Annotated in this window: 2 pseudogenes; one reads left to right on the plus strand and one right to left on the minus strand. The window is 68.9% G+C overall.

Annotation, left to right across the window (positions count from 1 at the left end):
* Positions 1 to 282: pseudogene (locus A5680_RS24390) on the plus strand (hypothetical protein); the annotation flags it as partial.
* A gap of 4 nt (positions 283 to 286) precedes the next feature.
* Here A5680_RS24390 and A5680_RS24395 read toward each other — a convergent pair.
* Positions 287 to 634 (minus strand): annotated as a pseudogene (locus A5680_RS24395) (hypothetical protein); the annotation flags it as partial.

The following is a 634-nucleotide window of genomic DNA, read 5'->3' on the forward strand; positions in this document are numbered from 1 at the left end:
TCGTTCGGCACGCCGTACGGCACCGTCGAGTACGAGGGCGCCACCATCCCGGTTCCCGTCGACGATCAGACGCTGAAGAAGATCTGCGAGATCACCGACGGCCAGTCGTTCCACGCCGACAGCCTGGAGTCGCTGAAGGACGTCTACGCGACCCTGCAGCGCCAGATCGGCTACGAAACCGTCAAGGGCGACGCCAGCCTGGCCTGGATGCTGCTGGGGGCCGTCGCGATGGCCGGCGCCGTCCTGGCCGGCCTGTTCCTGAACCGCCGGCTGCCCTCCTGAGCGATCAGACCGGCAGCCGCCGGTTGATCAGCAGCGCCAGCGCCGTCGCGATCAGGGCGGTGAGCACGCCCAGGCGCAACCACCCGGCACTGCCGGGACCCGGCACGGTGCGGTAGCCGATGTCCTTCTCGATGGCGTTGTAGCTCTTGGACAGCTCGTCGACGGTGCCGGCGGTGTAGGACTGCCCGCCGGACAGCTTGGCGATCATCTTCATCTGGTCCGTCGATACCGGCACCGCGACCCGCTGCCCGTCCATCTCGATCTCGCCGGTCTTGGTGCCGAACGAAATCGTCGAGATCTGCACGCCCTCGGCCTTGGCGGCCCGGGCCGCGGTGAACGCCCCCTGCGGGGC

Origin of the sequence: Mycobacterium sp. E2989 (genome assembly GCF_001667595.1) — a bacterium.
GTDB lineage: Bacteria > Actinomycetota > Actinomycetes > Mycobacteriales > Mycobacteriaceae > Mycobacterium.